The sequence below is a fragment of the Anabaena sphaerica FACHB-251 genome (assembly GCF_014696825.1).
Lineage (GTDB): Bacteria > Cyanobacteriota > Cyanobacteriia > Cyanobacteriales > Nostocaceae > RDYJ01.
Window position 1 is genome coordinate 774,386 of record NZ_JACJQU010000002.1, and the last position, 25,976, is coordinate 800,361.

23 protein-coding genes are annotated in these 25,976 nt (G+C 38.7%); 6 read left to right on the forward strand and 17 right to left on the reverse strand.

Annotated elements, in window-relative coordinates:
- Nucleotides 1-255: 255 nt before the first annotated feature.
- From petJ to H6G06_RS07105, 8 genes are all read right to left on the reverse strand, one after another.
- Nucleotides 256-609, reverse strand: coding sequence for a cytochrome c6 PetJ (petJ, locus tag H6G06_RS07070; RefSeq protein ID WP_190558401.1), 354 nt, complete (start codon nucleotides 607-609; stop codon nucleotides 256-258).
- Between the two features lie 381 nt (nucleotides 610-990).
- Entirely contained in the window at nucleotides 991-1,410 is a 420-nt protein-coding gene (gene petE / locus H6G06_RS07075; RefSeq protein WP_190558402.1) for a plastocyanin, read from the reverse strand.
- 316 nt (nucleotides 1,411-1,726) lie between these two features.
- Nucleotides 1,727-2,218, reverse strand: coding sequence for a photosystem II cytochrome c-550 (gene psbV / locus H6G06_RS07080; protein WP_190558404.1), 492 nt, complete (start codon nucleotides 2,216-2,218; stop codon nucleotides 1,727-1,729).
- 337 nt (nucleotides 2,219-2,555) lie between these two features.
- Entirely contained in the window at nucleotides 2,556-3,392 is an 837-nt protein-coding gene (locus H6G06_RS07085; protein WP_190558405.1) for a carbohydrate ABC transporter permease, read from the reverse strand.
- Nucleotides 3,389-4,297, reverse strand: coding sequence for a carbohydrate ABC transporter permease (locus H6G06_RS07090; protein WP_190558407.1), 909 nt, complete (start codon nucleotides 4,295-4,297; stop codon nucleotides 3,389-3,391). The genes H6G06_RS07085 and H6G06_RS07090 overlap by 4 nt, the downstream gene beginning before the upstream one ends.
- 58 nt (nucleotides 4,298-4,355) lie before the next feature.
- Nucleotides 4,356-6,959 (reverse strand): S8 family peptidase, encoded by a 2,604-nt coding sequence (locus tag H6G06_RS07095; RefSeq protein ID WP_190558409.1) that lies wholly within the window; start codon nucleotides 6,957-6,959, stop codon nucleotides 4,356-4,358.
- A gap of 38 nt (nucleotides 6,960-6,997) precedes the next feature.
- On the reverse strand, nucleotides 6,998-8,020 hold the full coding sequence (locus H6G06_RS07100; RefSeq protein WP_190558411.1) for an ATP-binding protein: 1,023 nt from the start codon (nucleotides 8,018-8,020) through the stop codon (nucleotides 6,998-7,000).
- A 172-nt stretch (nucleotides 8,021-8,192) separates the two neighbouring features.
- Nucleotides 8,193-9,434 carry an extracellular solute-binding protein gene (locus tag H6G06_RS07105; RefSeq protein WP_190558413.1) on the reverse strand — a complete coding sequence of 414 codons (1,242 nt, stop codon included), beginning with the start codon at nucleotides 9,432-9,434 and terminating at the stop codon, nucleotides 8,193-8,195.
- A gap of 158 nt (nucleotides 9,435-9,592) precedes the next feature.
- On the opposite strand from H6G06_RS07105, the gene H6G06_RS07110 reads away from it, so the two are divergent.
- A complete protein-coding gene (locus H6G06_RS07110) occupies nucleotides 9,593-11,011 on the forward strand; it encodes an MFS transporter (RefSeq protein ID WP_190558415.1) in 1,419 nt (472 codons plus the stop codon).
- 46 nt (nucleotides 11,012-11,057) lie between these two features.
- Here the strand turns inward: H6G06_RS07110 and accD are convergent, their stop codons facing one another.
- From accD to leuB, 5 genes are all read right to left on the reverse strand, one after another.
- Complete coding sequence (gene accD, locus H6G06_RS07115) at nucleotides 11,058-12,008, reverse strand: acetyl-CoA carboxylase, carboxyltransferase subunit beta (RefSeq protein ID WP_190558417.1); 951 nt, start codon at nucleotides 12,006-12,008, stop codon at nucleotides 11,058-11,060.
- Between the two features lie 136 nt (nucleotides 12,009-12,144).
- On the reverse strand, nucleotides 12,145-12,399 hold the full coding sequence (locus H6G06_RS07120) for a hypothetical protein (protein ID WP_190558419.1): 255 nt from the start codon (nucleotides 12,397-12,399) through the stop codon (nucleotides 12,145-12,147).
- 402 nt (nucleotides 12,400-12,801) lie between these two features.
- Nucleotides 12,802-13,623 (reverse strand): prepilin peptidase, encoded by an 822-nt coding sequence (locus H6G06_RS07125; RefSeq protein WP_190558420.1) that lies wholly within the window; start codon nucleotides 13,621-13,623, stop codon nucleotides 12,802-12,804.
- A 138-nt stretch (nucleotides 13,624-13,761) separates the two neighbouring features.
- Nucleotides 13,762-14,022: a hypothetical protein gene (locus H6G06_RS07130; protein WP_190558423.1), complete on the reverse strand. Its 261-nt coding sequence runs from the start codon at nucleotides 14,020-14,022 to the stop codon at nucleotides 13,762-13,764.
- A 106-nt stretch (nucleotides 14,023-14,128) separates the two neighbouring features.
- Complete coding sequence (leuB, locus tag H6G06_RS07135) at nucleotides 14,129-15,217, reverse strand: 3-isopropylmalate dehydrogenase (RefSeq protein WP_190558425.1); 1,089 nt, start codon at nucleotides 15,215-15,217, stop codon at nucleotides 14,129-14,131.
- A 290-nt stretch (nucleotides 15,218-15,507) separates the two neighbouring features.
- Between leuB and H6G06_RS07140 the strand changes: the two genes are divergently transcribed.
- The 3 genes from H6G06_RS07140 to H6G06_RS07150 all read left to right on the forward strand — a co-directional run bounded on the left by H6G06_RS07140 (nucleotide 15,508) and on the right by H6G06_RS07150 (nucleotide 19,538).
- Nucleotides 15,508-17,682, forward strand: coding sequence for a DEAD/DEAH box helicase (locus H6G06_RS07140; RefSeq protein WP_190558427.1), 2,175 nt, complete (start codon nucleotides 15,508-15,510; stop codon nucleotides 17,680-17,682).
- Nucleotides 17,683-18,132: 450 nt separating this feature from the next.
- Nucleotides 18,133-18,459, forward strand: coding sequence for a hypothetical protein (locus H6G06_RS07145; protein ID WP_190558429.1), 327 nt, complete (start codon nucleotides 18,133-18,135; stop codon nucleotides 18,457-18,459).
- A 575-nt stretch (nucleotides 18,460-19,034) separates the two neighbouring features.
- Nucleotides 19,035-19,538: a DUF29 family protein gene (locus H6G06_RS07150; RefSeq protein WP_190558431.1), complete on the forward strand. Its 504-nt coding sequence runs from the start codon at nucleotides 19,035-19,037 to the stop codon at nucleotides 19,536-19,538.
- Nucleotides 19,539-19,646: 108 nt separating this feature from the next.
- On the opposite strand, the gene H6G06_RS07155 is transcribed toward H6G06_RS07150, so the two are convergent.
- Together H6G06_RS07155 and H6G06_RS07160 are read right to left on the reverse strand one after the other, a co-directional pair.
- Complete coding sequence (locus tag H6G06_RS07155) at nucleotides 19,647-21,890, reverse strand: FdhF/YdeP family oxidoreductase (RefSeq protein ID WP_190558433.1); 2,244 nt, start codon at nucleotides 21,888-21,890, stop codon at nucleotides 19,647-19,649.
- 110 nt (nucleotides 21,891-22,000) lie between these two features.
- The gene (locus tag H6G06_RS07160) at nucleotides 22,001-22,213 is read right to left on the reverse strand and encodes a helix-turn-helix domain-containing protein (RefSeq protein WP_190558436.1); all 213 of its coding nucleotides are present in this window, start codon (nucleotides 22,211-22,213) and stop codon (nucleotides 22,001-22,003) included.
- Nucleotides 22,214-22,357: 144 nt separating this feature from the next.
- Here H6G06_RS07160 and H6G06_RS07165 point away from each other — a divergent pair, with 144 nt between their 5' ends.
- On the forward strand, nucleotides 22,358-22,855 hold the full coding sequence (locus H6G06_RS07165) for a hypothetical protein (protein ID WP_190558438.1): 498 nt from the start codon (nucleotides 22,358-22,360) through the stop codon (nucleotides 22,853-22,855).
- 164 nt (nucleotides 22,856-23,019) lie between these two features.
- Here the strand turns inward: H6G06_RS07165 and H6G06_RS07170 are convergent, their stop codons facing one another.
- Both H6G06_RS07170 and H6G06_RS07175 read right to left on the reverse strand, forming a co-directional pair.
- Nucleotides 23,020-23,922 (reverse strand): S1 RNA-binding domain-containing protein, encoded by a 903-nt coding sequence (locus tag H6G06_RS07170; protein ID WP_190558440.1) that lies wholly within the window; start codon nucleotides 23,920-23,922, stop codon nucleotides 23,020-23,022.
- An 84-nt stretch (nucleotides 23,923-24,006) separates the two neighbouring features.
- Entirely contained in the window at nucleotides 24,007-24,750 is a 744-nt protein-coding gene (locus H6G06_RS07175; RefSeq protein WP_190558442.1) for a dienelactone hydrolase family protein, read from the reverse strand.
- A gap of 209 nt (nucleotides 24,751-24,959) precedes the next feature.
- On the opposite strand from H6G06_RS07175, the gene H6G06_RS07180 reads away from it, so the two are divergent.
- Entirely contained in the window at nucleotides 24,960-25,946 is a 987-nt protein-coding gene (locus H6G06_RS07180; protein ID WP_190558444.1) for a GntR family transcriptional regulator, read from the forward strand.
- Nucleotides 25,947-25,976 lie beyond the last annotated feature (30 nt).

Sequence of the window (25,976 nt, forward strand, 5' to 3'; positions counted from 1 at the left end):
GATAAGTACCTGAGCAAAATTAATTTAGCATTTTGGGAACAGATCAAAATCTCTATATTGCTGATCTGTTCCCTGTTAAGAGTTGCAAATAGGGCTTGCTGAATAAATTGCAAAACTTTACAGGTAAAAGGTTTGAGGCATTTTGACTTTCAAAAAGTGTAAAATTTTATGGCGTGGGAACTTGAAAACCTTACATTTCAGTTTGAGTAGATATGAGTAGATTTGGATAGTTATTTTTATTCAGTTACCATGATATTACCAGCCTGTTTCAGATTTCTGGAAAACATAAGCGGCCACCTCCAGAATTTCCTGCTCGCTTAATTTATTTTTGAAGGCGGGCATAGCACTTTTACCCTTCTGAACTTGGTTGATAATAGTTTGGATAGGGTCAGTATCATAATTTTCTAAATATTTTGATAGTGCTGATTTTTGTAAAGTTTTATGTTCAACGAGGATATTAGCGCCTCCTATATGGCAAGAAGCGCAGTTAGCATTAAAAATTACGCTGCCGGTAGATATTTCTGCGGCTAAGGCTTGGTCAATGAATTTGAAGTTAAACAACAGGAACAGGGCGATCGCCAACAATATTTTTAATAAAAGTATTCTCAAGAGATTTTCCTCGCAACAAGCACACCACAACTGAAAAATATTGGCTAGTAAGCAGTAAATATACGCAAGTATATTGATGGCAGATAGCAATCTGAGATATTTAATAACATTTCCAGCTATCGGATCTCTTGTATATTATATAGCCATGGACAGGGTGGTTAGGACATCAATTGATCATAAAACTCCCACTACAAAAGGGTTTTACTCCTGACCCCTGACTCCTGCTATAATACGGAATTTTAGCAACCTGGATAAAAATTAGCGGTAACTAGTTTAACCCTCTATTTTTACCCAGAGATCAAACTTGTTACCGCACCTGATCAGTAGTTTGCGCCACCTAATGAGCAAGAAAAATCATTTGGTGTGAAATTAGCAAGATTATTAGCCTGCAACAGTGATTTTACCAACCATACCAGCACCACGGTGAGGTTGACAGTAGAAAACGTAATCACCAGCAGGTGCATCTGCGGGAAAGGTTGTTGTTACCTTCTGTCCAGGATTCAACAGTAATTTAGTGTGAGACAAAGATGTGGCCAAAGCAGCATCCTTGGCAGGGTTTTTAGCAGCATCAAACACAACGTTATGGGGAGGAACTTTGTTGTTAAGCCATTCAACTGTGTCACCTGCTTTAATAGTCAACTGTTTAGGCTCAAATACCAAAAGTCCTTTGTCACTACCCAACTTGACCTGATATGTTTCAGCAGATGCTGTGGGAGTAAAAATAGCAAAGCTGCTAACAACTAAAAGAACAGTCAACACAGCTAAGGTCAAGCGTCTCCAACTGGTGGCAATTAATTTCATGGCTCTCTCCTGAGATATAGTTTTATTTTCCTGTTCTTATTTTAAATACAATTAACACCAAATATGACAATCTGTCATAGATGAAATTTTTTTTTTAAGAATTGGCGGTTATCAATAGCAAAGTACGGACTAAAATACAAAGTTCCCAATCCTGCTTCCAGAGAGCAAATTCAAGTAGAAGCAGTAAGCATAAGCAACCAAAGATGACAATTCAAGCAAATGCACGTAAGGATTCAGGACTAGGAACTGAGATTTTTCCACAGTAAGGGCAAGATTGCCCCTACTTCACTGAGTAAGAAGGCTTATTAGCAGATGTTTAGTAATGAATCTTACCACCACCCCATCTAATACCAACAATTTTTGGTTGAACGAGAATGTGACCTGCGATCGCACTCAAGTCATCATCTGTCAGGTTTCTCATTTCTGTAAAGATATCCGCGCTCTTAATGCTGGGATGTAATTCAGAAATCTCCACTTCACCGTCATAAGTTGTGGGATTTTTCATGTAGTCTACCAACCCTTCAATGTTGTCACGTTTGGGTGTAGCTAAAGCCAAAGCTTCTGGTTCCAGTCCCACGTTTTGGTTAGTTTTGGTTACACCCCCAGCATGACATTGAGCGCAGGTGTCATTAAATAATCTTTTACCTTTTGCCAGTTGTGACAGGCTAATGACAACAGTATCACCCTTGTCATTCAATGGTACGGTTCTGACAGTTTCACTCAGTTCCACCGCTGTTGCACTACCAATGAATAGCTGAAACGTCAGCAAAACAGTAGCAACAACAACGCCAATCAGTCTTCTAAACATATTTCCCCTTCAAGTTTGTAATGCTCAACACAGCTAAGACACCAATAGTTCCAAAAAGCATAGATATTTATCTGATGCTAAAAGTTTGCCGGGTATAACGCCGACTGGGAGAACTACAACGCCCCTGATCCTGCGGCTAAAAGCTATCAGGATTACTGTAAGTAAAATATTCTCGCTATCATTAACATCAGCATGAATCAGTTTACCATTAGCTGCTCTTCACAGCTGCTGACTCTGAGTTTGTCCATAACTGGCAATGGGATCAGCACTAGCTATGAGAATTGAGACATTTGAAATTTTGATACAAAACTTTATAAATATTTTACAAATTGAAAAGTTAACCTTTTCCACCTGTAAAAGTTACACCTTGAATAAAATAGCGGTTGAAAAAAGCGTAAATTCCCAAAGCTGGGAGAGTGAAGACCATAGAAGCAGCCATGATGTAATTCCAATAGCTGATATATTGACCTTTAAAACTGTTCAAACCTAGAGGTAGGGTAAACATCTCCGGGTCAAATAAGATAACCAAAGGTAGTATAAAATTATTCCAACTACCCATAAATACAAAAACTGCCTGTGCTGCTAGTGCTGGTTTAGCTAGGGGTAAAACAACATCTCGGAAAATCTCCCAGGTGTTAAAACCATCTAATTGGGCTGCTTCTTCTAATTCTTTGGGAAAATTGACGAAAAACTGCCGCATCATAAAGATAAAGGTGGCGTTTACCATGCTGGGTACAATCATCCCTTGATAGGAATTTAGCCAACCAATGGCTTTTAAAATCAAAAATGTGGGAATTAAGGTAATTTGTGCGGGTACTGCCAGTACAGCTAAAATCAGGAAAAACCAAAAACGTTTACCCACAAAGCGCAGTCTAGCTAAGGCATAACCAGCCATTGAATTGAGAAGTAGGTTTAAAAGCGTGGTGGTGAGAGCGATCGCGATACTGTTGAATAACCAACGGAAAAATAGCGGTTCTTGGAAAAAGATTTGTTTGTAGTTATCGAGAGTAAAATTTTGGGGGATGAAATTTGGCTCACCGTTGATAATTTCTGAGAGCGGCTTAAATGATGCTGAAAGCGCCCACAGGAAAGGAATCAGGGTAATTATGGCATAAATCGTCAAAAAGAGGTATAAGAGGACTTTGAGATAGGGAAAGCGAGAGATATGAGTCAAATCCTGTCACCTCCAAAGACCTTCCGTTGAATCACAGTGAGGATAATAATGACCGCTGCGAGTAAAAATGCGATCGCTGCTGCATATCCTAATTGTAAATTTCTAAATACAGCTTGATAAATCAGCAATACCACTGTCAATGTAGCGTTGTTAGGGCCACCAGTCCCACCAGAGAAAATGTAAGATTGGTCAAAGAGTTGAAAAGTGCCAATTATCCCTACTGTAACTACAAAAAACGTTACAGGTTGCAGCCAGGGAAGAGTAATGAAAAGAAATCTTTCCCACCAATTTGCACCATCTAATTCTGCTGCTTCATAAAGTGTTTGGGGGATATCTTGTAAAGCTGCTAAATAAATCACCATATAAAAAGGCGCAGTTGACCAAATATTCATAATCATGATGCCTTTGAGTGCAACTGCTGGATCTCCTAACCAGTTATACTTAGGTAATCCGATAAAGGCGAGAAAATCATTTAGTAATCCATCGGTGTTATAAATCCACATAAAAATGAGTGTTAGCACAGCAGAAGATGTGACTGTCGGTAAAAAATAAAGAATACGCCACCAGCTTTTACCACGAATACCAGAATTTAAAGTTACGGCTAAAATTAAAGCCAAAATAGTTTGACTAGGTACAACAATAGCAACATATTCTGCTGTGTTTCTTAACGCAATCCAAACCTGTTCATCTTCTAGTAAACGGGAGAAATTGCGAAAACCAATAAACTTATATTCAATACCGCCTAAAAGTTGGACTTTGTGGAGGGAAAGAAATACAGCGTAGAGAATTGGTAAAATTACAAAAGCGCCTAAAACGAGAATTGTGGGCATCATGAAAAGATACCCTGTTAGGTTTTCTGTAATTTTCCAGCGTTGGTTTCTGCGTTGTCTGTTGAGTGGAAACATAGCTTAACCTCCTGCTGTATTGAGGTTGAGACATTGAGAGTGCGATCGCTTCAGCTATCTACAAAGATTGAATTTCTATTTCTGCCTGGACTTCTGTTTCAATTTGAGCCTCAACCATTGGCGTATAAATAGGAATATCAGCTTGTACTGCTTCAAAGCTAACAACTAAAGAGTACGGAACACTAGCTTCTGGGTCATTATTCCAACCCTCATGTCCGACAACTGCAATAGAAAATGCTTCTGTGAGTTCAAATGAATTAACGATAGCCCAATCTTTCTGAAGAGTTCCGGCACTTCTGGATACATCTTTAATTATTCCGTGATTATTTTGTTTACCCAGCGTCCATTTAAAAGGTTCCTCTCCTTTTTCAGAATCTTCTGGAGCCTCACTCTCTTTTAAAACTCTACCTAAAAAACGTTCTGGATCTTCTCCTTTTTTACTGCATTCCCAATCGAGCCAAGTTGAAAGATATTTTCTGCGATTTCTGCGGGTTCTGCGTGGTTGTGCTTTGTACGATAAAGTAACTTCTACAAGAATCTTAAAATTCTCTCCTGGAGAACGTAATGTTTCTGGCAGTTTTACTTGGTAAACATGAGCTTGTTTAGCTACTATTCGGCGTTCTCCCGTTGTCATCAAAGTGATGCGATGAGGAGCATTACCCAAAGCGCGATCAACATCGGGAAGACCATAACCAATTTGACGCAGGACGTGTAATTTAGTCACATCATCTGCACTTGTCCATTCTGGCCATCTTGCTGATTGCACTATTAATGCACGGTAAAGAAGGCAACTCTCATTAGGTAACTCAGCAGCGAGACGCGCAGCAATATGACTTACTTTTGGTACTGCAAATGATGTGCCAACATTGTCAGCAGCAAACGCTGGACCACCATTTAATGTTGACCTTACTAATTCAGGACAAACATTGTGAGGATATGTAATGTTAGGTGGTGTACCTTCGTCTATGACAAAATCCCCACCATATTCAACTACTTCGGGTTTAATCGTTTTCCAAATTCCCAATCCAGAGCATGAAAAAGCTGAGGGTTTATCTTTCTGTGAGATAGAAGAATAGGGAAATTGATGGTAATAACTTAGTGCAATTGAACCAACTGTTAAAGCTTGAAAGCTTTGTGCAGGGTTAGCAATTCTACATGAGTTTTCTAATAGATAATCTGGATATGGTCGATTGGCTGCTAGATGTTCTTTCACAGATAATCTTGTAGAGCCTATTTTTCTACCTTCAGAAGGTAAATTACCCGCTGCAACAATAAACAGAATATCCTTTGTCCATGTTAGATTATCAATTGTTGCTGCCCAAGAACTCATAGACTGGGTTTGGCAAGGAACAGACCCAGAAATACAATGATTAAAAATTCTTGTTTTTGTTTGCTTGTGGTAGAATTCTAAGATTTTACCTAAAAAAATAGGGGGAAATAGCTGTTTAGGTAGTTCACAATTAGCATCCAGCACTCTTGCATTTTGAATCCAGCAAACGGATTTTTCTTTGCCACTACGAGGTATAGTCCTGGGGTAAAGAATCGCACCAGCTACTCTAGTTCCATGTCCACCATTGCCATAATAGTCAGCAGATATATCGGTTTCTTCTGGAACCCAAGACCTTGAGCTTTGTAAATCAATTGCTGCCTTCAAAAGAGAATGACTTTCTTGAATACCACTATCTATAACGCATACTTTAGGAGCATTTAATTCTGGTGGTTCTAGTTGAAAATCAATGTTATCAACATCTGCTGAAGCTTCTGTTCCTAAAAATTCAGCTATATCATCAGGTAAACTGACATCAAAAATATACGGAAAATTTAAGACTAAATCTTTTAATCCCTTGCCAGAAATTTGAATTTTGCAAGAAAAGCTATCTGGTAGTTGAGCAGAATCAGGAATACGTCCATCAATAATATCGAAAATTTCTCCCTGATATTCTTGAACAAAATCCGTAAAATCATCTTCTCTTTTTAACTTTATAAGATCCCATTCCTGGTATGTTAAATCACGTTTATTTATCCATTCCCTAACTCGTCTAGTATATTTTTCATCTGTGTCACTTTGCTTTTGTTCTGGATAATCAGAAAATTGAGATCTACTGCCTATACAGGCAATTCCCACATCTACGATAAAAAGGTTATTATCAGTAATATTTTCCCATTCATTAAGTAGTTCTGGTGATAGGATATATTCTGGTCTTCTTGTTCCATCCAAAATTTCCCATATTTCAGAAACTTTATTAACACCTCTTTCTGCCTTAATAAATTTTTCTATCTTTTTTTGTAATTCACTAAATTCTGGGTCATTGGCAGAAGCTCCTATAATATAACCATTTTCTAATTCAGCTATGACTTCAATACCATATTTTCTTAAATCTTCTGAATCAAAGGCAATAGGGTCAATCTGTAAAATGATTGGTTTAGCATTCTCAGGTAGTCGTGGTTTTCCTTTTTTGTCTCGTTCTTCTTGAGTTTCTTGCCAAGAAAATATTAAAGATTCTACCGAAGCCTGGAGTTTATTTCCATGCCCCTGCCGATTATTGCCTAAATTAGCAACTGTTAAGGGATTCTTTTTTCCTCCTCCGGGTGGCGATACAGCACGTCCTTCTATTGGTACTCTAAGCTTGATGTGCGGAAAACCCTGATAACCTTCAACCATTTTTTTCTCCAAACACCAAAAATTTAATGCTCAAAAAACTAGGAAACCTTAATTTCTGCGATCGCTTCTTCTAAGTGTTCCTGAATCACTAACCCCTCTCGCTCAAGGATTGCTCGTTTAGCCGCATCTTGTGCAACTCTCACAGCTTGAGCCGCAGAAAAATCTTTCATCTGCTCAATAATTCTTGGCCAGTTGATAGATCCCACTTCAATAGCAGATAGTGTTTCCTTTAGTATAAATTCTAGCTCTTGTTCTCCGGGTTTGGGTACTGCAATCAAGTCATCAAATCTTCTCCAAAGGGCAGTATCCAAAGATTTATTCAAATTCGTAGCCGCTACCATCAGCCCAGAAGAAGGTTGAAACTCATCCAAAATTTGCAAAAATGTATTTACTACTCGCTTTATTTCTCCTACTTCTTGAGAATCTTCTCGTGTTTTAGCAATCGAGTCACATTCATCAAGAAACAACAAACATGGACTTTTTGAAGCATCCTCAAATACAAGTCTCAAATTACTTGCAGTTTCGCCTAAAAAAGACGAAACCATTGCATCAAACCGAACTTTCAAAAGTGGTAAACCTGTATTCCAAGCTAAACGCTCTGCTCCTAGCGTCTTTCCACAGCCTGGAGGTCCATACAGAAGAATTTTTTGCCTGTAACGCAGACCATGATGAGCCAGTCTATCTCTTGCTGCATACTCACGCTCAATTCGGCAGAAACGTTTCTCAATATTTTCCGGCAATATCATGTGATGCCGCAATTTATCCCTTGGTATGATTGTCACCAAGGGAAGATTAAACCGCTTACTGGTTGGTAATTCAGTTAAAGCTTGTAAGTTTTCTGGTGCTGTTCGCGTAGCGTCTTGTAGAGAAGAAACTGGTTTATCAAGCTTGGTAGACCTTTCTTTTTGGCTCTTTTTAGTAATATTCTCTAATTGGTCAGCTAGGAGTGTATGTCCCCTACTGCGTTCTTCCTCTATAACTACGTATGTGAGTTTATCAATCGCTTCTTGGTCTGAACTAGCGATCGCCCTAAAAAACCTTTTGAGAAGCTCTGCTTTCATAATGCCTCTCAGTAAAAATAGTAATTTTTTATCAATTTAGTATAAGTGTACTATACTATTGGAGTTTATTGCAAATTATAACGCGATCCTCCTCTACCAAATCATTATATTAAGTTTTCTAAATGAGTATTTATTAACACGCTTGTTTTATGAAATTTTCCATCATTGAGTATTACTCCATCATCTTGATCTGCTGATTTGCGTTATTCTGCGCCCTTAACATCGCCTGATTTAACGGCTGTTCCCCCAACAAAGCACTTAAAAATTGATTATCAAAATTATTCACAATTGCGGCTGGATACTCCCCTACTTGCCAAGGTGTAGCATAATCAACTCCTGCTACTAAAGCAGACCTTAAATCATCTTGATCGTAACCTAATTTCTCAGCTACAGATTTACGAGTTGGTAAAGCGAAACCCTTTCCTGTCCATTTTTCCATTCCTTCTTTACTGGTGAGGTAAGAAATTAACTCCCAAGCTGCTTTTTTATGTTTTGTTTGTTTATTCATCACATAGGCGACAGTATAAACCATCGTGCCTTTTTTATTATTAATTTTTGGAACTTCTGCTGTTGCAAAATCTATCTGCGGGAAAGTTTCTTGAAGATAAGGAATAGCCCAGTTACCTTCTATCACCATTGATACTTTACCTTGACCAAACATATCACTACCAGAACTAGCACCGACATCAGATTTAAGGGCTGAGGTTTTGTCTTGTCGATATTGATCTATTACCAAATTTAATCCCTGTAAACTTGCTTCACTTGCAAAAGCAGCATAATCATTTTTATCAATTAATTCTCCATCAAAAGCTTTGATTTTGTAAGACTGACGCGCCAATTCTGGGCTTTCGCCAAAGCCGTATTTGTTGAGTTTCCCTGTTAACTTTTGAGAAAAAAGGCGTAGTTCATCCCAAGTAGTTGGCGGATTAGTTATACCTGCCTTAGTGAATGCTTTTTTGTTATAAAATAAAGCTAGTGTGGAATAGTCTTTAGGAAAACCGTAAATATGATTTTTGTATTTAAAGCTGTTAAGTAAATTTTCTTCAAAATCGGCTAAATCAAATTGTGGTTTAATGTAAATATCCAGAGGTTCTAACACATTTTGACTCATCAAAAAAGGAGCTTCTAACGCATCTAGATAAAATACATCGGGGGCTGCTTCTCCAATTAAGCGGGTTTTAATGACATCCATGTATTGGTCAGAAATTACCTCATATTTAACTTTAATAGTTGGATGTTTTGCTTCAAAGTCTTGTAATACCTGTTTGAGAAGTTTTTGTTCTACAGGAGAACCGCCCCAACCACTGAGTTTAATGGTGACTAATGATGTATTCGGTGGTAGTGACCTGTAGCAAATAATCAAAATAATTGCTATTACTAATCCCCAAAAATATAACCACTTGTGTTTGCTCACAGATAGATAAAATCCTTTCTTTTCTCTCTTATAGCTGCTGTAACTCAGGACTGATATTTCAGAAATCTAAATTTTTGTTGAGAAATAATAGATAAAATAACAAATAGTTGTTATTTACTCAATTTATGCTATGTTGCGTCATCTGTAGACCATAACTTATGGACTCTGTTCAAGTTGAAACAGTTGCATCTTTAAATCTGGAAATTCCTCACATTGATTCATTGACAACAGTCATATCTTCTGAATCTAAATGTAGCCCCCATTTTCCCAAAAATGCTATTCGTACCAGTTTACAAGCATCTACTTTAGATGCTATTTTCGCGACAATTTTTTCTATTACTACTGGGGGGATTTTACTTAGTAACTTTTTGGTAGAATTGGATGCTAGTCCGGTGGTTTTTGGGATGCTCTCCTCGATTCCCATGCTAGTAAATTTAATTCAGCCCTTGGGTGCTTATATTTCCGAACGCACTACTAGCCGTTTTCAGTACTCCGCGCTTGTTTATGGGATTTCTCGGCTATTGTGGCTGATTTTAGTAATAGGTATTGTTGGCGCTGGTTGGGGAGTTATCAATTCTCAACAGTTGGTGATATTAACTCTGTTAATCGTTTTTTTTAGTCATCTTTCAGGTGGACTGGGAAGTGCATCATGGATGAGTTGGTTAGCAATCATTGTTCCCCGTCGGTTGCGTGGGAGGTATTTTGGTATACGCAATAGTGCTACCAGTTTGACTAATTTGTTGTGTGTTCCTCTAGCTGGGTTAGCTGTTTCTCATTGGTATGGGGGAATTCTCCAAGGTTATGGGGTGGTTTTGTTTGTAGGTATTTTGTTTGGGTTGATTAGTTTAGGATGTCAGTATTTCAAAATTGATGTTAATCCCCAATTACAAAACACTTATATAGTTGATTCTCCAAACAGCAAAAATGATACGGTATCAATTCCCGAAAAGCAATGGCATGAGAATATCTGGAAAAACTCTAATTTTTGGATATTTATACTGTATTTCAGTTTATGGATGCTGGCTTTTAATCTCTGCGCCCCTTTTGTTAATCTCTATCTGCTAGAAAATTTAAATGTAGATGTGGGTTGGGTGACAGTTTACAGCAGTCTGCAAGCGGGAGCAAATTTGCTGATGGTTGTGCTGTGGGGTAAGTTAGCCGATAAGGTGGGAAACCGCCCAATTTTGATATTTGCAGGGATGATTGTTGCGGTTACGCCTTTGCTGTGGTTTGGAATTGGTAATAATAGCTTAGATATTTGGCTATGGCTACCACTATTACATATTTTTATCGGTGGTACTGGGGCAGCAGTGGATTTATGTAACAACAATATGCAAATTGGCATTACCCCAGTCAGAAATCAATCAATCTATTTTGCGATCGCTGCTGCTATTGCCGGTGTAACTGGTGCGTTAGGGACAACCATTGGTGGTTTTATCGCCCAATCTCCCCACTTTGGCGGTTTATTAGGTTTATTTGCCCTTTCTAGTATTTGCCGACTGGCAGCACTTATCCCGCTGATTTTTGTCAAAGAACAGGGAAGAAGTGACAGATGGAAAAAGGCAAAAGAAACATAAATATTACTCCTCTGCTCCCCTGCTCCCCTGCTCCCCTGCCTCCTGCCTACTCGACACCAGTAGAACTTAAACTCATGGTTTCCCACAAAACCATATTGGGTGTAGTTGGCATCGGCTGGTGTAAAGCTATTAGCTGTGCTAAGGTGTTCTTTAGCTGGGTACGGGGGACGATATCATCCACAAAACCATGCTTGAGCAAATCTTCAGCGGTTTGAAAATCTTCGGGTAGTTTTTCCCGCAGGGTTTGTTCAATAACTCGTCTACCGGCAAAACCAATGGTGGCTTTTGGTTCCGCGATGATCAGGTCGCCCAACATGGCAAAACTGGCGGTAACGCCTCCTGTGGTGGGATTTGTTAAAACGGGAATGTACAATAAACGGGCATCTTGATGGCGTTGTAAGGCGGCGGAGATTTTTGCCATTTGCATTAAGGAAAGCATTCCTTCTTGCATTCTCGCACCACCAGAAGTGCAGATGATAACCACAGGATAACGGCGTTGTGTAGCTTGTTCTATTAAGCGGGTGAGTTTTTCGCCAACCACAGAACCCATGCTACCACCCATAAAGCGGAAGTCCATGACTCCTAAAGCGATGGGTAAACCGTTAATTTGACCTAAGCCGGTTTTTACTGCGTCTATTAAACCTATTTTTTCCTGGGTTTCCCGCAAGCGATCGCTGTAGAGTTTGCGATCGCGGAATCCTAAAGGATCTGTAGGTCGCAAATGTTCATCTAAGGGTTTCCAGGTATTTGCATCTATCAACTGACGGATACGCTCATCACTATCTACCCGATTATGATGGCCGCATTCCACACAAACCATTTGATTTGCTTTCAGGTCTTTGGCATAAGTTAAAACACCACATTTAGGGCATTTGTGCCACAACCCGTCCGCAATTTCCCGTTCTTGGCGTTCTAAACTGGTAGATCCTGATTTACGACGATTTGCAAACCAATCAAATAGAGACTTTAAACCGCGTGATTCTTCGTTGTTTGCCATTTTTATCTTATTTAAGTAGGTATGAGGTTCAAAACAGGTCAATCAATTTGGGATGTTAAATTTTGGATTGACCTTACCCACTTATTTAGCGGGTATTGAGAATTGTTGATATGAGAATGATGTTTTCGATTGTTGACTACATCATCAAATTATGCTTATAACCAATTTCGGACTTGATCTTGTATTTTTTGGTTGATAGCTTAATAAAAATGCTGATGCCAATACAACTTTTTCCAGCTGTGTCAGGGGACTTCATTATATCAATATATTGGGTATTGGCAAAGGTTTTAAAATACCAAACCCCCATGAAAATGACTTTTTCTCCCAATTCATCATGCTTATTACTCAGTTGTAAACAGTTAGCATTTATGGCATTAGTTGTATGTGCCAACTGCTATAAGTTTTGCATGGGGGTGATACAAGTCACAGGTTAATCTTACCAAAATATGAAGTTCAAATGAAGTAATCGTGGTTACAGTCATGGATGATGTAGGTTGGTGAGGATGAGAATAAAAGACATTTAAATTGAATATTCAAGAAATTAGATTTTCAAGTTGGTATTTGATGAGAATAGGGAACAGGGAATAGAGTTTAGGGTGTAGGATCATAGATGAGAAAAATGTATTATTTATTGCCTTTTCCCTTTTCCTGCTCATACAGCAGATTGCAGATCAATGAGGCTTCCGTGAGCGTTAGCCATACGGTACAGAATCTAAATTGAAACTTATACACATTCGCCTGTTTTATTCCTGACTCCTGACTCCTGCTGATAACTGACAACCGCTTTATTATTTCAAGATACTGGTAGCACTAGTCGCAGATAGTACGACAACATAGCTTCACCGCTAAAAACAGCAATTACGGCTCCCAACGCTAAGAAAGGACCAAAAGGCATCTTTTGTCCCATTTTATGACGTGACAGAACAATTGCGCCTCCACCTATTAATACTCCCAAAAAGCAGGCCATAAAACTGGCTATCAGCAAATATTTCCAACCTAACCAAGCGCCCATCATCGCTGCTAATTTCGCGTCACCTGCACCCATGACAGCTTTACCAAAGGCCAGAGAACCCAAAATTGAGATGCTATCAAATAGCCATAAACCAGCGACTGCACCAGCTATACCGAAAATGAGGTGCTTTACCAAACCTACCCAGCCGCTTTCTGTTAAAAAACCCAAACTCATTTGAAATACTAAGCCCAATACTAAACCCGACTTAGTGAGTGGACCAGGTAAGGTCATTGTATCCCAGTCTATGAGAGATAAGGCTAATAACCAACTACAAAAAGCCCAATAGCCGATTGTTAAAATGGAGAATTGAAATACCCAAAATACTATTAAAAATATAATCCCCGTTATTCCCTCTACCACGGGATAACGAAGAGAAATTTTACTGTGGCAAAAACGACAGCGTCCTTTTAACCACAACCACCCGAAAACCGGCACATTATCATAAGCTTTTAATCTGTTTAAGCAATGAGGGCAACGAGAAGGCGGCCAAAGTAATGATAATCCCGCAGGTAGGCGATAAACTACTACATTGATAAAGCTGCCAATAGCTGCACCCAAAGAGAAGACAATTATACTAGCAGGGACGAAGATAAAAATGTCCATATTGTCATTAGTCGTTAGTCGTTAGTCATTAGTTATTAGTCATTAGTCATTGGGTTATTAACCTCCCTCTGCTCCCTGCTCCCTGCTCCCTGCTCCCTGTTCCCTGTTCCCTATTCCCTGTTCCCCGTTCCCTATTCCCTAATACATATACGATTCAATTTGATTCAAAGGTATAAAACATTCCTGTGGTAGCAGAATTGGTTGCTGAGTAAAAATCACCTTACCCCGATGAGTTAAGCGACTAATTGCTACTCCTGAAGGTTGCCCCACAATCTCAGGATGTACCTCACAGTAGGTATAGTAAATTTGCCCAGCGGCTTTGATCACGGCGGGATCTACCAAAGGCGTTTGATTTGGTGGGGCAGTAAAATTTCCCTGTCCTTGTAGTGAAGCGTACACTATTAGTTTTTATGTTATTGATAGATTTGCTTCTAGTTTATCTGAAACTTTTAGCAAAAAACGCTAAAGTTTTCATTGCTAAAATTTTCATTCCAGTACATTCAAACTATTTTGCTTCCAGAATTTGCATTAAAGCGTCACCCATAGCACGACAACCTAAAAGATTCATTCCTGGGGACATAATATCTCCTGTGCGATCGCCTTGTTGTAAAACTTGTAACACTGCATTTTCAATCAAGTCCGCTGCTGCTGGTTGATTTAAGCCATAGCGTAACATCATCGCTGCACTCAAAACCTGTGCTAAGGGGTTGGCTTTATCAAGTCCTGCAATATCTGGGGCGGAACCATGAACAGGTTCATAAACACCAGGCCCAGAAGCACCCAAACTGGCAGAAGGTAACATCCCAATACTACCAGTTAGCATCGCTGCCGCATCCGAGAGAATATCACCAAATAAGTTACCAGTAACAATAGTATCAAACTGCTTGGGAGCGCGGACTAACTGCATGGCTGCATTATCTACATATAAATGAGATAGTTCAACATTTGGATATTCTGAAGCCAGATTAGTGATTTTTTCGCGCCACAGTTGAGATACATCTAATACATTGGCTTTATCTACAGAACAGAGTTTTCCGCCGCGTTTTTGCGCTGTTTCAAAAGCAACTCGTCCAATCCTCTCAATTTCCGATTCGCTGTAAACCATCGTATTTACACCACGTTTTTCACCTGTTTCTGTAGCGAAAATACCTTTTGGTTTACCGAAATAAATCCCCCCTGTGAGTTCGCGCACTACCATAATATCCACTCCTTCCACCACTTCCCGTTTCAAGGTGGAAGCGTCTATTAATTGGGGGATAATTTTTGCAGGTCGTAAATTAGCAAATAGCTCTAAACCGGCTCTTAATCCTAATAAACCCGCTTCAGGACGCTTATCAGATGGTAAGGAATCCCATTTATAGCCACCAATAGCAGCAAGTAACACAGCATCACTGTTGCGACAAGTATCTAAGGTTTCTGATGGTAGAGGTTCACCAGTTGCGTCAATAGCTGCACCACCGATAAGGGCGGTTTCAAAGTCAAATTGAATATCAAAGCGTTTACCGACGACTTTTAGCACGTCCACCGCTACCGCCATAATTTCAGGTCCGATACCATCGCCAGGAAGTAGGGTAATGCGGTAGTTTGAAGTCATAGTGATCTAATGGGTAATTGTTTGCAGATTAAATATCATACCGAGCAAGATGTACTTTATGAAATTGTGAATTATCTTTCACCTTCATTCTCTCTCCAGTCCTCCGCGACTCTGCTAGATATAGATCATACATAAGCCAGCAAATTCCAGGAAATTACCTAGTTTTTAGGGAAAATTTACGCAAATACCCGGAAATATCACATAATCATATATCAGTATAATCTCACTATCTCACAGCCCATAGCTAATGATAGTTTGACAGCATCAACTATTTTATACAGGCGAAGGTAATGGCTGTAGGCATCGAAGAACAGGGTAGTAAGTTTATCACAACCGAAGCTATAAAAAATCAAGACGGAGAGCAGAAAGTTTGGGATGCTGTCCGTAGTGGCTTTGCAGATAGAAACTGCATTGGATATTGGCGTTATCCTATTTTCTCGAAAGTGGGAGAAATTAGAAAAGAACCGGATATTTTAATAATTGATAGAGAATTTGGTGTAATTGTCATTGCAGTTAAATCCCTTAAAATTGACCAAATTGCTAATATTAATGGTCAACAATGGCAATTACAAAATAGTGATACTACAGAAATCAATCCCTATCAACAAGCTGAACATCAACTGCGAGCTTTAATATCTTATAGTGATAGAGAACCTGCACTGTGGCGAAAAGTTAATGGTAAAGCGATTGTTGCATTACCGGAAATAACTTCCGAAGAATGGCAAGAAAAAGGTTATGATCAATTACCAGAGTTACCGCCTATTATATTTCAAGATCAATTAGGAAAAGTTGGCTTATTAGAACGTATTCAACAAGCTAATCTTGTCATTCCCGGTGAAAATATAGAAGATAAAGATTGGGAATTGTTACTATCAGTTATTGGCGGTACTCCTGTACTGCGTAAACCTCCCCGCGATAAAGTTGCTACCACAGGAAAAAGCCGTTCTAGCATCATTGATAGTTTACGAGAAAAACTCTATGAAATAGATTTACAACAAGAACATATTGGTAAAGAAATTCCTCCAGGTCCCCAACGTATTCGCGGTATTGCAGGTTCAGGAAAAACGGTGTTGCTTTGCCAAAAAGCCGCACATATGCACCTTAAACATCCAGATTGGGATATTGCTTTAGTATTTTTTACTCGTTCTTTATATGATTTAATGATTGGTTTATTGGATCAATGGATACGGCGTTTTAGTTGTGGTGAAATGCACTATGATCCCAAAACTAACTTTAAATTACAAGTATTTCATGCTTGGGGTGCAAAAGAACAACCAGGTTTATACCGGACAATTTGCGAATATCATGGTAAAAGACCAGGAACTGTGCAGAATACCAATGAAAGACAGCCAAACCGGGGTTTAATAGATTTAAGTAAACGGCTGTTGGAAGAAATCACAATTGAGCCGATGTTCGATGCTATTCTTATAGATGAAGGTCAAGATTTAGTAACTGAAGATGATTTAAAATATGAAGATAAACAAGCGATTTATTGGTTAGCTTATCAATCTTTACGACCTGTAAATGAAGATAAACCAGAAGAAAGGCGTTTAATCTGGGCTTATGATGAAGCGCAAAGTTTAGATAGTTTGGTAGTACCCAAAGCTAAAGAAGTATTCGGTGAAAAATTAAGTAATCTTTTGAATAAACAACCCCAATATCCGGGAGGGATAAAACGTTCTGAAGTCATGCGTCGTTGTTACCGCACTCCGGGACAAATTCTTACTTCTGCTCATGCTATGGGGATGGGTTTATTACGTCCAGAAGGGATGTTAACAGGAATTACTAATAAAGAAGATTGGAATAGAATTGGTTATGAGGTGAAAGGAGATTTTCGCCGAGTTGGTAAACCGATAACTATTCATCGAAAACCAGAATTTTCACCAAACCCTATTCCTGAACTGTGGGGAAAACCTGTTTTAGAATTTGAAACTTATTCTTCTCGTGAAGCAGAAATGACGGCTTTGTCTGAGAATATTATGCACAATATTGTCCATGATGGACTTAACCCCAGTCGTGATATTTTGGTTTTGGTTTTAGGTTCACCTTATGAAGCAATGGAGTTAGAAACTTATGTTGCAAGTTTCTTAATGGAATACGACATTGATGTTTTTATTCCCACTGCTTTAAAATTAAATGATTTAGTTCCCCAATACCCACATAATGACCCGGATAAATTTTGGTGTGATGGTGGTGTGACGGTTTCTCGCATCACTCGCGCTAAGGGACACGAAGCTGATATGGTGTATGTGGTGGGTTTTGATAATGTTGCACGGAATGAAAGTGATGTCAATTTCCGCAACCAGTTGTTTGTGGCTTTAACTAGGGCGCGGGGTTGGGCAAATTTAAGTGGGGTTGGTAATTATCCCATGTATGATGAGATGCGAAAGGTGATTGCTAGTGGGGAGAGTTTTACTTTTACTTATAAGCGGCCACCTAAGCGGGATATTGGGGATGGTGATTAATATTTTAGAAGTCAGGGAATAAATTCCCTGTCTAATAGCTCAAGTCGGTTAAAACCGACTATTTTTATTTTATTTCTTGGACAAATTAATTAATATATGGAGGTTGAACTATGGATAATATAACTGCTCTCGAAATACTCCAAGACCAACAGAAAGATTTTATTCGGAGAAAACAGAATAAATCAGATTTATTAAATTGTAAGAGAGAAGATTTCAGGACTTACGCAAAACAGAACGGAAGTAGGGGTAATTCATGAATTACCCCTACGCAAGAATCAGGTTTTGAGTTCAATCTTGCGTAAGTCCTAGATTTGAATAGCGAATTAATTACCATATCTGGTAAAGAATTACAAGATAGCCTAAGATTTTGCTGGAATATAATTGCCAAATATCAAGATTCTGATCCTGAAAAAAATTTTAAAAACAACTTGATAGGAAAACTAGGGGAATGTGCTGTTAAATCCTTTATTAGAAATTTATCCTGACAGTAAGCATGAATTTTATATAAATATTGGAAATATTTTCAAAACAATAAATAAGGAAGAAGAAGTAATAAAAGCATATCAAAAATCTTTGGAAAATCTGGGATCTGCATCTTCTACCCATTATGAATTTTATGAATCTTTTACCGATTATAAATTTTATGTATCTTTAGTGGACTTTTATTCAGAAAGAGAAAATTTCATCTCTGTTTGTAATCAACTTGAAAAAATAATTCCTACTGACCCTAGTTACCGTATTGAATTTTTATATCAATGTTCCCAACATTTTGAATAAATTAGTAACAGAGAAAAAGCAATAGAAAACTACAGAGAAATAAAGGCAATTTATGATCAAAATATTCATTCTATTGACTCATATATTCATGCCTATTACGTATTAATACTTTTTGCTTTACAAGACAAACTTGATAATATTCTACCATATCTTGAAAAAATTCCTACAGTTGATCGTATGGTTAAAAATAATAAGAATATTTTATACGCAATTAGTAAAGGATTGTTATTTTATAAACAAAATGAGAAAGCGCGGCAATTTTTTATGCTTGCTTTAAGACGAGAAGAAGATTATGAATTGGACAGTATTATTTTCAAACATATTCAGGAAATTGATAATAGTCTCTAAAAATTCAGGAATCTATAATTTTTTCCCATACACAAAAACCGGAACTCTTTTTCCTCGTTTTCCTTGTTCCCATACTTCTGTATGGGAATGAGTTTTAAAGGTTCTACCTTTTATTTTCAACTAGAGTCAGAGACTGCTAATAACATTCCCAGTCTGTAGACTGGGAACGAGAGAACGAGAGATATGTGTTATGATCAATTTGTGAATTATATTAGAGGCTACTAAAAATGACCCAAGAATTAATAGACCTCAGAAATAGCATTTTACAAGGAAATTACACAGAAGCTTTAGCCATTGTAGATGAATTAGAAGGAATGAGTAAAAAAGCTAACATCAGACAAATCAAATCATTTTTAAAAATCTTACTCATTCATTTAATTAAGAATCACATAGAAAAGAGACTAACAAATTCTTGGATAGCTTCTATTCGTAACTCCATTAGAGAAATTCAAGAAATTAATCTCAAAGAAAACAAAAAATCCTATTATATCAATCAAGATGAATGGGAAAATTTAATAGAAGAGTCAGTCATAGAAGATGCTATAGCTGATGCTAGTGTAGAAATAATGAACGGTAAATATACTCGTTCTCAACTATCAAACATAGTAGATAGAAAGCAAATTATCAACACAGCAATTAAATTTCTATCTCTCACTTATACCTATTCAGCGAAAGAATTACCAGCCATTATGGATGATTATTTAAATCAATTAACAGCAGATGAAATTTAATAAAAATCTAAACATATATCTTAAACCCTCATTTCCAAACCCTCATTTCTCTGCGTTCTCTGCGCCTCTGCGTGAGAAATAAAAAGTCTGAAAACTGGAAACGAGATTTTATTGATAAACAAAAACCGGAACTCTTTTATATGCAGGTGTCCCACTTTTAGGGTCAATCTCTGCTTTAAATAACACATTTGCTTCAGGATAAAACATAAAAGCTACACCTTCACGAATTGCACCACAAATAACTTCAATATTCTCTAATTCTCCCGCGTCACCTTTCACTGTAACTCGTTGATGTTCTTTAAATCCTGCTTTTTTAATATCCAAACTATTCATTAAAATACAATGACGATGGGGCATATTTCGATATTTATCTTCACTGCGATAAACTACTGTATTATGTTGCCCATAACTGCGTCCTGTTCCCAATATAACTACAATTCCCGGCTGATTTTCTGCAAACTCAAAATCTGATTTATCAGGTAATACTAATTGCGGTAAAGGTGTAACAAACATCTGCGCTTTACCATCAAATGTGGGAAATTTCGGTTCTTCTAAAATCCGCCCTTCAATAATAAATTCTTCTTTAGTTTTATCAATTTCTCCTATTTTCTCATAACCAGGAATGGTTTTAGCAATTAATTCTCTGACATAAACTGTATCTTGCAGTTTTCGCCAATTTATCGAATTTTCTCCATGTACACGATGGGCAATTTCTGTGATTAATTCTATTTCGGAAATCAAATCAGAATTCTGTGGTTGTAAATGACTTTTACCTTCATCATTTAACCTCACAAAATTATTACCTGATTCAGTTGTGGTTTTATGAGGATTTTCAAATCTATTAAAGACTGGTAATATTAAAGTTTGCGTTTTTCCTAATCCGTGAAAATGTCCTAAGTTCGGTTTAGTAGATACATAAAATATAGTTTCTATTTGCGATAATGCTTGTTTTGCTTGCTGTAAATCTGGGTTAGCTGCATACAAATTTCCCCCTAAACAAAATAGGGTATCTACTTTACCTTGTTCTGCTGCTTCTATTAAATCACGTGTATGATAACCAGGTGTTTCACTGAGGGTTTTTCCTAATAGTTTGGATAGTGCTTGTTTGATTTCTTCTCGCAAGTATACAGTCACACCCATTGATCCAAATCCTTGGACATTTGAATGTCCGCGAATGGGCATTGTTCCTGCACCAATTTTACCAGCGTTACCTGTAATTAAGGCGGTATTTGCTATACTAATTATGTTGTCAACTCCGTTTGCTTGTTGGGTTATACCCATAGCCCAAGCAAAAACTACACGCTCTGATTTACCTATTATATAAGCTGTAGCTGTGATTTCTTCTGGAGATAAACCGCAAGTTTTAGTGATATTATCCCAGGATGTATTATTAGCATAATCTATAATTTGTTGCCAATCTTTGGTGTAGGATTGCAGATACTCTGTTTTGACTAAATTTTGTTCAACTAGGGATTTTTGTAACCCTACAAATAATGCCACATCACTACCAGGAATTGGTTGCAGATATAAAGACGATATATCTGAACCACCTGTGAGTAAAGATTTGATGGGAAATGCAGGAGAGGCAAATTTAACTAAGCCTATTTCAATTTGCGGGTTAATAATAATTACTTTACCGCCTCTTGACCGCAATTTGATCAATTCGTTCATCAATCGCGGATGGTTTGCTGGTGCGTTGGAACCGATTAAAACTACACAATCACTGTGTTTTAGGTTCTCTAAACTTACCATTGATGTGCCTGAACCGAAAACTTTTTTTAAGCCGACGGTTGAGGGTGCGTGACATAAATCTGAACAATCTGCTAAATTATTACTACCAAGCGATCGCACTAATAATTGCAATAAATAAGCAGCTTCGTTTGATGAACGTCCAGAACTATAACTAGCAATGCGTTCTGGTGCTAAACTAAAGGCTGATGTAGCGATTTGATAAACTTCTTCCCAGCTAATGCGTTGATAATGGGATGAGCCGGATCTGAGAATGAGAGGATATGTTAATCTACCTAAATTGTCGCATTCTTGAGATGTCAGTTTTTGTAATTCACTAATATTATATTGTTGGAAAAACTCTTGTTTAATTCCTGGTTGCAATTCGGCTGCGATCGCCTCTACACTTTTAGCACAGCGTTGTAAATATTCCCCCGCTTCATTTACAAACCCCCCTTTTTGTCCACCTGTACCCCAAGCACAGGATAAACACGCGCTTTTATGATTGAGAGTTTGCCATAATTTTAACCCCTGTGGTGAGAGAGTTTTTTCTACCCAATACTGAATTACAGGTAAACCACCCCCTGCGTTGGAGTTAGATTTATTTTCAGGTGAATTATCCATAGTTAGCCAAATCTCAACTCGCTTAACTAACTATTATGATGACGAAAAATTATTTTTTCTGCATAAACCCACAGAGACATTATATATAACGTCTCTACTTGACGCGAAATTTACTCTTCTACTACTTCCACCAAGTCTTCAATCATTACATCCAAAGCGCGAGCCATCTTCAATATAGATGTAAAGTCTACCATAGCTAGTCCTGGCGCTCTTGCATAGGCTCGCACAGAACTATAGGCAACACCAGAACGGTCAGAGACATCTTTCAGCGTCCAACCCTTCTCATCAGCAAATTCTCTAATTCTTAGCTTAATCAGCCCCATTGACTATTGACAAATGATTGAATTATATCGTTTAATAGATTAAAGCAAATAAAGCGATCGCATTAAAACACTTTGTTAACCAGAATTTACTTTCACCTGCGTTAACTAACGAAGCAAAAATCTACTCTAGTTACAGATATTTTTATGGTATCATCTCTCAAGCCAAAAACAACACCCATTCGCTCATCAAAAATTGTTCACAAATCGTCAACTCTCCACCCACAGGCACGATTTGTTAGTGAAGATGCAGTTTGTGTGATGTTTCGCATCAGTTTTGAAGATATTTATACCATAGAATGCTGGCGCTATATAGTTTATGTCCACGGCAAAGGTTTGAGTAAATTTGTCAGTTATGCGGATTTTACGCCGATTATCGGGGTGGGTTCACCCACAGCCCAAGACTGTATCAAATGGCGTAAACGCTGGCGAAAGTCCCATGATTATGCTCACAAAAAGCACGCTCCTCATTGGTGGGCAGAATTTTTTACTTGTCAGTTTGCTGAAACTGCCTCAGAGTCTGTTTTACAAAGTTGGTGGCAATTAATTGGATTAATTAATTTTGCCTTTTCCCAAGAAACATTACAACAACTCCGCCACAGCTATCAACAGGTAAAAGTAGGGGCGAAGCATTCGGGCGATTAATTATAAATTTTTGTCCAAGGCTATTTTCCGAATGCTAATGCTTCCAGTCCCGTTAGGGATACGCCCGTACAGGAGTCAGGAGGATGAAGAAGTAATTTTATTTTCCTCATTACCTATTTCACCTGTCACCTGTCCCCAGTCCCCAGTCCCCAGTCCCCAGTCACCTATTCTGCCGCTTTATTTGCCGCACGGTTAGCACGCGCTTCGGCTGAACTCATTACTTCTGCCATATTTTCCACCACCTCACCGGGGTAGTTTTCCAAAACTCTGGTAGAAATAGCTACCCGGCCCTTACCTTCATCTAGGTCAATAATCACAGCTTTAATTTGCTGACCAATTTGAAAGACTTTTTCTAAAGAGTCAATAAATTTTTGGCTGACTTGCTTGATGTGTAGTAGGGCGCTAACACCATCTAAATCGACAAAAACACCAAAAGGCTTGATACCTGTGACTTTTCCTTCTACCAACTGACCGACTTCTAATAAACTGAAGTTACTGGAACGAGAGGCTAAACGTTGGGAAAGGATGAGTTTGCTAGTGTTGCGATTAACTTCTAAAAAGCCAGCGGTGAGATTTTGACCTTTGAGTGCTTCTAGGTTATCACGCTCGGTCAGGTGCGATCGCGGAATAAATCCCCGTAAAGAGAGAACATCCACAGTGACACCACCTTTGTTCACACCCATTACCCGCACTTGTACAGTCTGGGAATTTTCCTGCATTTCTAGCAGTCTCTCCCAATTGTGCTGAATTTCCAACTGCTTGCGAGAAAGGGTAACTTGACCTTCCGCATCCTGATCCCGGATAATCAAAAACTCTAGTTCCTCATTCATCGGTAGCACTGCCGATAAATCAGTTACTGCTCTCAATGAAGCCTCATCGCGGGGAAGAAAAGCAGACGACTTGCCACCAATATCAACATAAGCGCCATCATGGTCAAGTTGAAACACCTTACCATGTACGACTTGTCCCTTTTGAAATTGGTAGTCGTGTTTTTCCAGTGCTTTGGCAAAATCGTCCATTGAAAAAGACGAGTTGGCTGTTTGAGAAAGTTTTGATTCGGAATTCATGACTTTTGAAGATAAATTGTTATTTGTTAGTTGTCAGTTGTCAGTGGTTTTCTACCAACTACCGACTAAGGACTGGTGAGATGGTCAGAGCAGTTGGCTAAAAAGTTGTTGTACTTGCTGCCAAGCATCAGCCGCAGCTTTAGGATTATAGCTGGCACGACGGTCACAGAAAAATCCGTGATCAGATCCATCGTAGCGAAACACACGATAGGAAATGTGATATTTTTTGAATTCTGCTTCAATCTCGTTAACCTGTTCTTGGGGAATGCTGGCATCATCCATCCCAAAGAAGGCGTAAATAGTACCTGAAATCTCGCTGGTGCCAGTAATAGTAGGGTTTCCACCTCCGGGAGTGCGGGTGGTAATCCCAGCACCATAAAAGCACGCAGTGGCTTGAATATCGGAGAGGGTAGCGGCTAAGTAGGCTACATGACCACCAAAACAGAAGCCGATACAGCCAAAGCCATCTTTTTTGACTTCGGGCAGGGTTTTCAGGTAGTTTATGGTTGCTTGAATATCGCTCAACAATTCTGAGGCTGTGGTTTGTGACCAGGCGTATTTCCTACCGATTTCAATATCTTCGGGGGTGTAACCGGTTTCAAAGCCAGGGGCTTGACGTTGAAAAAGTGCAGGAGCGATCGCCACATACCCCAGTTTAGCAATCCTTTCTGTCACATCTCGAATATGGACGTTAACCCCAAAGATCTCCTGTAAAACGACAATTCCGGGGTAAGTACCGGGTGCTGTTGGTTTTGCCAGATAAGCATCTATTTGACAATCATCTTGGGAAATATTAACTTTTGTAGTGTCTATTTCTCGCTCTGTCATAATAATTTTCACCCAAATTATCTGATTGTTTGATATAACTATGCCAGTGTCTTCAGACTATTTTCAACCAAATTAACGATTAACAAAAGCGAGTTCATTGACAATTTCCCCCCAGAGCAATTCAAGAAATAAAAGAAATAAATAATATATTTAACAGGCAGCAGACACAAACAGTTAAGTGCAGCTACCAATAATCAGGAGAATTGGTAATGATTCAATTCCGTATTCAGCCAGATAGCGAAATTCCCGCATCCAGCCAACTATTTAATCAAATTCGCTTTGCGATCGCTTCCGGGCAGTATACACCCGGATACAAATTGCCCAGCACACGGGCTTTAGCAATGCAAACTGGTTTACATCGCAATACTGTTAGCAAAGTTTACCGTCAGTTGGAAGAAGAAGGATTTGTCGAAAGTCTGGCAGGTTCAGGAATTTACGTCCGCCCTCAAGGTCATGAAGGTGGTAGTAGGTTACAGTCGCCAATTCTCAAACAATATCCCGAAGCATACAAGGTAGTTCAAAAAACCCTGGATGATTTGCTAGGTCAAGGTTGTTCTCTCAATCAAGCGCGGGAGCTATTTCTAGCAGAAGTTGACTGGCGCTTGCGTTGTAGTGCCAGGGTGCTGGTAGTAGTACCATCTCAAGATATGGGGGCTGGGGAATTAATGGTTGATGAATTGGAAGAATCCCTGGAAATTCCCGTCCAACTAGTAGCAATGGAAGAATTAGTAGCGGTACTAGACCAAACTACCTCGGCCACATTAGTCACTAGTCGCTATTTTATCGGAGAAGTGGAAGCGATCGCTGCACCCAAAGCCGTGCGCGTTATTCCCCTTGATATTCATGACTATGGCAAGGAACTCAATGTGGTTAAAAGCCTTCCTAAATCTAGTTGTATCGGCATAGTCAGTCTTAGCCCTGGTATTCTCCGAGCCACAGAAGTTATCCTTCACGGTTTACGAGGGGATGAACTATTGGTCATGACTTCTCAACCCAAGGATGCTTATAAACTAAACGCCATAGTTAAGCGTTCAGAAATTATATTTTGTACAGATCTGGTCAGTTATTCAACAGCACAAGCAACAATGCAAATAGTTGTAGACGACCTGATTCGTCCACCTAAACTGATTCGCTGTGAAAACTACATTGGTTCTCTATCAATTAATTTACTCAAACGCGAACTCGGTTTAATTTGACTCAGGTAGGGTGGGCAATGCCCATCTTAC

Bases quoted from the DNA above. Each gene is read 5' to 3' on its own strand.
- petE (WP_190558402.1), bottom strand. From the start codon at position 1,410: ATGAAATTAATTGCCACCAGTTGGAGACGCTTGACCTTAGCTGTGTTG.
- psbV (WP_190558404.1), bottom strand. From the start codon at position 2,218: ATGTTTAGAAGACTGATTGGCGTTGTTGTTGCTACTGTTTTGCTGACG.
- H6G06_RS07090 (WP_190558407.1), bottom strand. From the start codon at position 4,297: ATGTTTCCACTCAACAGACAACGCAGAAACCAACGCTGGAAAATTACA.
- H6G06_RS07095 (WP_190558409.1), bottom strand. From the start codon at position 6,959: ATGGTTGAAGGTTATCAGGGTTTTCCGCACATCAAGCTTAGAGTACCA.
- H6G06_RS07100 (WP_190558411.1), bottom strand. From the start codon at position 8,020: ATGAAAGCAGAGCTTCTCAAAAGGTTTTTTAGGGCGATCGCTAGTTCA.
- H6G06_RS07110 (WP_190558415.1), top strand. From the start codon at position 9,593: ATGGACTCTGTTCAAGTTGAAACAGTTGCATCTTTAAATCTGGAAATT.
- accD (WP_190558417.1), bottom strand. From the start codon at position 12,008: ATGGCAAACAACGAAGAATCACGCGGTTTAAAGTCTCTATTTGATTGG.
- H6G06_RS07125 (WP_190558420.1), bottom strand. From the start codon at position 13,623: ATGGACATTTTTATCTTCGTCCCTGCTAGTATAATTGTCTTCTCTTTG.
- leuB (WP_190558425.1), bottom strand. From the start codon at position 15,217: ATGACTTCAAACTACCGCATTACCCTACTTCCTGGCGATGGTATCGGA.
- H6G06_RS07140 (WP_190558427.1), top strand. From the start codon at position 15,508: ATGGCTGTAGGCATCGAAGAACAGGGTAGTAAGTTTATCACAACCGAA.
- H6G06_RS07150 (WP_190558431.1), top strand. From the start codon at position 19,035: ATGACCCAAGAATTAATAGACCTCAGAAATAGCATTTTACAAGGAAAT.
- H6G06_RS07155 (WP_190558433.1), bottom strand. From the start codon at position 21,890: ATGGATAATTCACCTGAAAATAAATCTAACTCCAACGCAGGGGGTGGT.
- H6G06_RS07160 (WP_190558436.1), bottom strand. From the start codon at position 22,213: ATGGGGCTGATTAAGCTAAGAATTAGAGAATTTGCTGATGAGAAGGGT.
- H6G06_RS07165 (WP_190558438.1), top strand. From the start codon at position 22,358: ATGGTATCATCTCTCAAGCCAAAAACAACACCCATTCGCTCATCAAAA.
- H6G06_RS07170 (WP_190558440.1), bottom strand. From the start codon at position 23,922: ATGAATTCCGAATCAAAACTTTCTCAAACAGCCAACTCGTCTTTTTCA.
- H6G06_RS07175 (WP_190558442.1), bottom strand. From the start codon at position 24,750: ATGACAGAGCGAGAAATAGACACTACAAAAGTTAATATTTCCCAAGAT.
- H6G06_RS07180 (WP_190558444.1), top strand. From the start codon at position 24,960: ATGATTCAATTCCGTATTCAGCCAGATAGCGAAATTCCCGCATCCAGC.